Genomic DNA, 4144 nt, shown 5'->3' with positions numbered 1-4144 from the left:
GCGCGGCCGAGGGCTTCCCGGCGAAGGAATAGCCGCCGTCGGGTTCGAGCACGTAGTCGACCGCCGAAGGCGCATCGGCGAAGGCCGGGTCATCGACGCGCACTTCGGCGCCGAAGTTGTTGTCGCTCACCACCGCGACGGTCTGCATGTCGGGGAGCACCGCCACGCCCTTCGCCTTGTCGGCGCTCCAACCCAAGTCCGCGAGGTTGACGAGCGTGCGGCGGCGGACCATTCCGGGCCGGCCGCGGCGCAGGCGTCCGAGCGACGCGGGATCGCGCCCGCAGACGTCTTCGGCGCTGCTGAAGTCGCCGAGAACGAGCTGCAGGAGCCTGCCGCCCCCCTTGGCGTCGCCCTGCTCGATCGCGATGAAGCGCCCGGGCGCGATGTGGGCGAGGTCGCCGATCGTCGGGCGCGACGTGCGCTTCCAGAGCTCCCGCTCGATCGGCCAGAGAAAGCACCGGGTCGAGAGCGACGCGGGGTCGGATTCAATCAGCGTGAAGCAGCGCTGCACCCCGAAGGCGGAGCGGTCGAAGGTGAGGAGCCGCCCGTCGGCGGCGGTGAGGCCGCGCAGCGTCCGCGGCCGCCCCGCGAGATAGTGGGGGAGCCCGGCGCCCGGCAGGAGCACGCGCTTCTCCACCCCCTGGCCGGAAAACTGCCTCAAGGCGGGCCCGTATTCGTCCATCACCCAGAAGCCGCCCGCGCCGTCGGCGGCGAGCCCCTCGGGGTCGATCGAACGCGCCCCGGGCGTGAGGCGGTCGTTGACGAGCGAGAGCGCGACGCAGTCGGCCGAGTCCTTGGGCGGGAGCCCCGTGTAGGGCTTGCCCTCATCGTTCGTGAGGGCGATCGGCCCCAAGGCCCGGGCGCGGTCCGCTGAAACCTCGATCCGCACGATCCGGGGCTGAAAGAAGGGAGAGAGGAAGTAGCGGGCGCTCGCCACGCCGCCGTCCTCCAACCGCACGCGGGGCGCGGGGAGGCTCGGACCCCGGTCGGTGAGGCCGAAAAAGAGGAGCGTGCCGTCCTTGCGCGCGCCCGAATAGACGAGTGCCGAGCCGAGACCCATCGGAAAGAGTCCATCGGGATGCACGTGCGCACCGGCCGCCCCCGACGGAAGCGTGAGCTGCTGCGCTTCCAAAACGCAGCGCTCGACCTTCTCGATTCCAGCCGGAAGCGGGGGATTAGCGGCTGCGCTCGAACTCTCAGACATCAATGAGGAACTCTATCTTTGTGGCGGGAAGTAAAGCCCGGCTCCGCAGGGCGGGAATGCCGGAAAAGCGCTCATTCTATACGCGGACCGCGAATTTCGGGGTCGCCGAAAGGATGAAGCGGCCGGCGGGGATCAGCGGCCCGGACGCACCACGGCCGCATGGGCGGCCTTCACGGCCGCGACGAGCTCGGCCTCCATCTCGGCGTAGCTCCGCTCGGTGCGGGGGCGTCCGCCCACCTGGTAGCGCACGGAGACGGGCGGATAGCGCGGATCGTCGCGGACGGTGGTTTCAATCGTCATGCCGCGCCCGGCCATGTAGTCCTTCTCGGTGAACTTGCGGTACGCCTCGAAGAAGTGCGCCCGCGCGGCGATGTCGGAGTTGCTCATGCAGGGAAAGACCCGCTCGATCACGAGCACGGGCCAGCCGCGCTCGTCCTGCGGGAGCTCGTTGGGACCGACGTACTTGTCCTCCTCCTCGAAGAGCTGCGCGATCTTCGTTCCCGGCGCTTTGCTTTTGATGATCTTCGGCGCTTCGCTCATCGCGCTTCCTCCCGATGCTTCCGTCCGTCTTGGCCTCCCGGAGCGGCGACCCGCCACTCCCGGAGTCCCGCTGCGGAGTCCTTCTCCCGCGGGACGCCTCATTGTAGCGGTGCGCGGGCGCACGCCGCAGAGAGCACCAATTTGGTGCACGCACCCGCACGGTGCGCTGCCTCGCCCCGGCGGCGCCCGCTCCCACCGCCCCGCCCGGCCCCCTTGTCTCCCGACGCCGCGGCGGGGCGCCGTCCCCACAGGGGATCCCGCATCCGCGGCATTCCCTTTTCCTACTCCGATCAGTCGCTTTGTCTGTGGAATCAATGGGTTGCCACGGCGCTCCGGCCCGCGTGCGGCCCCGCCCGGGCGGGGCCGGCCCGGTCTTCATGCGCCTTTTGGCACGCGCCGTGCTCGGATAGGCCGTACGGGCGCCGCCGCTTCGGCCCGGCCCCACCCAACGCACCTCAACACTCTTCTCGAAGGAGATCCCCTCCATGAAGCTCGTAACCGTCATCATCAAGCCCTTCAAGCTCGACGACGTGCGCGAAGCGCTTTCCGCCGCCGGCGTCCACGGCCTCACCGTCACTGAAGTGAAGGGCTTCGGCCGACAGCGCGGCCACACGGAGCTCTACCGCGGCGCGGAGTACGTCGTTGACTTTCTGCCGAAGATCCAGATCGACGTCGCCGTCTCCGACGAACTCGTCGACACGGTGATCGACGCCGTTCTGAAGTCCGCCCGCACCGGCAAGGTGGGCGACGGCAAGATCTTCGTCACCGCACTCGAACACGTCGTGCGCATCCGCACGGGCGAAACCGACGAAGCGGCGATCTGATCCGGCGCCGCTTCCCGCACAAAACACAAAAAAGAAAACCTCTCTCGGAGTTTCTGCAAAATGCACGCCCTGACTCGAATTCTTCCGGCCGTCGGCACGGCGCTTCTGTGCGCCCCTGCCTTCGCCGCCGACCCGGTCCTCGACAAGGCCGACACCGCCTGGGTGATGGTGGCCGGCCTCCTCGTCCTGCTGATGACCATCCCGGGCATCGCGCTCTTCTACGCCGGCATGGTGAGGAAGAAGAACATCCTCTCGACCCTCGCGCAGTCGGTCGCCATCTGCGGCGTCATGACGCTGCTCTGGTACGCGGTCGGCTACTCCCTCGCCTTCTCCGAAGGCTCGGCCTTCGTGGGCGGCCTCTCGAAAAGCTTCCTCTCGGGCATTGAGATCGGCACGCTCTCGGGCTCCATCCCGGAGATGCTCTTTGTCTTCTTCCAGATGACCTTCGCGATCCTCACGCCCGCGCTCATCACCGGGTCGTTTGCCGAACGCATGAAGTTCTCTTCGCTTCTCGTCTTCATGGCGGCCTGGAGCCTTCTCGTCTACGCCCCGATCTGCCACTGGGTCTGGGCCTCGGACGGGTTCTTCTTCCAGATGGGCGCGCTTGACTACGCGGGCGGCACGGTCGTGCACATCAACGCCGGCATTGCGGGCCTCGTGGGCTGCCTCATGCTCGGGCCGCGCCGTGGCTACGGCACGCAGCACCTCGCCCCGGCGAACCTCGCCCTCGCGATGATCGGCGCCTGCCTCCTCTGGTTCGGCTGGATGGGCTTCAACGGCGGCTCCGGGCTCGCTGCGAATGAACGCGCCGTGATGGCGATCATCGTCACGCAGATCGCGGCCGCCGCCGGCGCCGTTGCGTGGATGTTCACCGAATGGAAGACCCGCGGCAAGCCCTCGCTCCTCGGCATGATCTCGGGCGCCGTCGCCGGCCTCGTGGCGATCACCCCGGCTTCGGGCTTCGTTGAGCCCGCCCCCGCGCTCTTCATCGGCCTCCTGGCCGGCGTGGTCTGCTTCTTCATGGTCGCGGTCGTCAAGGCGCGGCTCCGCTACGACGACTCGCTCGACGCCTTCGGCGTGCACGGCGTGGGCGGCATGCTGGGCGCCATCCTCACGGGCTTCTTCGCCTCGAGCTCCGTCACGGGCTCCGAACTCCCCGCGATGTGGACCCAGGTCAGCATCCAGGCCCTCTCGGTGGTCGCCACGCTGGTCTACGGCGGCATCATGAGCTTCGTGATCCTCTACGTGATCAAGAAGACCATGGGTCTGCGCGTCTCGTCGGACGACGAACTCTCGGGTCTCGACCTCGCGACCCACGGCGAGCGCATCGAGTAGTCCCGGCTCTCCCTCGAGCCTCCCCCCAAAGAGAACCGCAGGTTCTCCCGGGAGGCGCGGGAGGAGCGGAGCACCGGATCCCTCAAAGAAGCATCTCCCTCCGGGCGGCCTCGGAACCGCCCCTCAGAGAAGAAGCTCAAAGAGAATCCCGGCGCGATCCGGCAAAGGAAAAGGCCTTCCGTCCGCATTGACGCACTCCCCGCCCTGAAGGACGGGGATTCTCCACTTGACCAACGCTCAG

At 68.1% G+C, this 4144-nt stretch carries 4 protein-coding genes; 2 read left to right on the top strand and 2 right to left on the bottom strand.

Going from position 1 to position 4144, the window contains the following annotated elements; genetic code table 11:
- Both ACT6Y9_RS09130 and ACT6Y9_RS09125 read right to left on the bottom strand, forming a co-directional pair.
- Nucleotides 1–1204: esterase-like activity of phytase family protein (locus ACT6Y9_RS09130; RefSeq protein ID WP_443744299.1), on the bottom strand; the 1204-nt coding region annotated here is incomplete at its 3' end.
- 132 nt (nucleotides 1205–1336) lie between these two features.
- Nucleotides 1337–1744, bottom strand: coding sequence for a hypothetical protein (locus ACT6Y9_RS09125; RefSeq protein ID WP_295479216.1), 408 nt, complete (start codon nucleotides 1742–1744; stop codon nucleotides 1337–1339).
- A gap of 485 nt (nucleotides 1745–2229) precedes the next feature.
- Between ACT6Y9_RS09125 and glnK the strand changes: the two genes are divergently transcribed.
- Both glnK and ACT6Y9_RS09115 read left to right on the top strand, forming a co-directional pair.
- A complete protein-coding gene (glnK, locus tag ACT6Y9_RS09120) occupies nucleotides 2230–2568 on the top strand; it encodes a P-II family nitrogen regulator (RefSeq protein ID WP_295479219.1) in 339 nt (112 codons plus the stop codon).
- A 60-nt stretch (nucleotides 2569–2628) separates the two neighbouring features.
- On the top strand, nucleotides 2629–3903 hold the full coding sequence (locus ACT6Y9_RS09115) for an ammonium transporter (RefSeq protein ID WP_443744298.1): 1275 nt from the start codon (nucleotides 2629–2631) through the stop codon (nucleotides 3901–3903).
- The last annotated feature ends 241 nt before the right edge of the window (nucleotides 3904–4144 follow it).

The sequence above is a fragment of the Sutterella sp. genome (assembly GCF_052272535.1).
GTDB lineage: Bacteria > Pseudomonadota > Gammaproteobacteria > Burkholderiales > Burkholderiaceae_F > Sutterella.
Note: the sequence above shows the minus strand (reverse complement) of the source record. Positions and strands in the feature narration are given on the sequence as shown.

Coding starts and splice junctions, on each gene's coding strand:
- ACT6Y9_RS09125 (WP_295479216.1), bottom strand. CDS start 1,744: ATGAGCGAAGCGCCGAAGATCATCAAAAGCAAAGCGCCGGGAACGAAG.
- glnK (WP_295479219.1), top strand. CDS start 2,230: ATGAAGCTCGTAACCGTCATCATCAAGCCCTTCAAGCTCGACGACGTG.
- ACT6Y9_RS09115 (WP_443744298.1), top strand. CDS start 2,629: ATGCACGCCCTGACTCGAATTCTTCCGGCCGTCGGCACGGCGCTTCTG.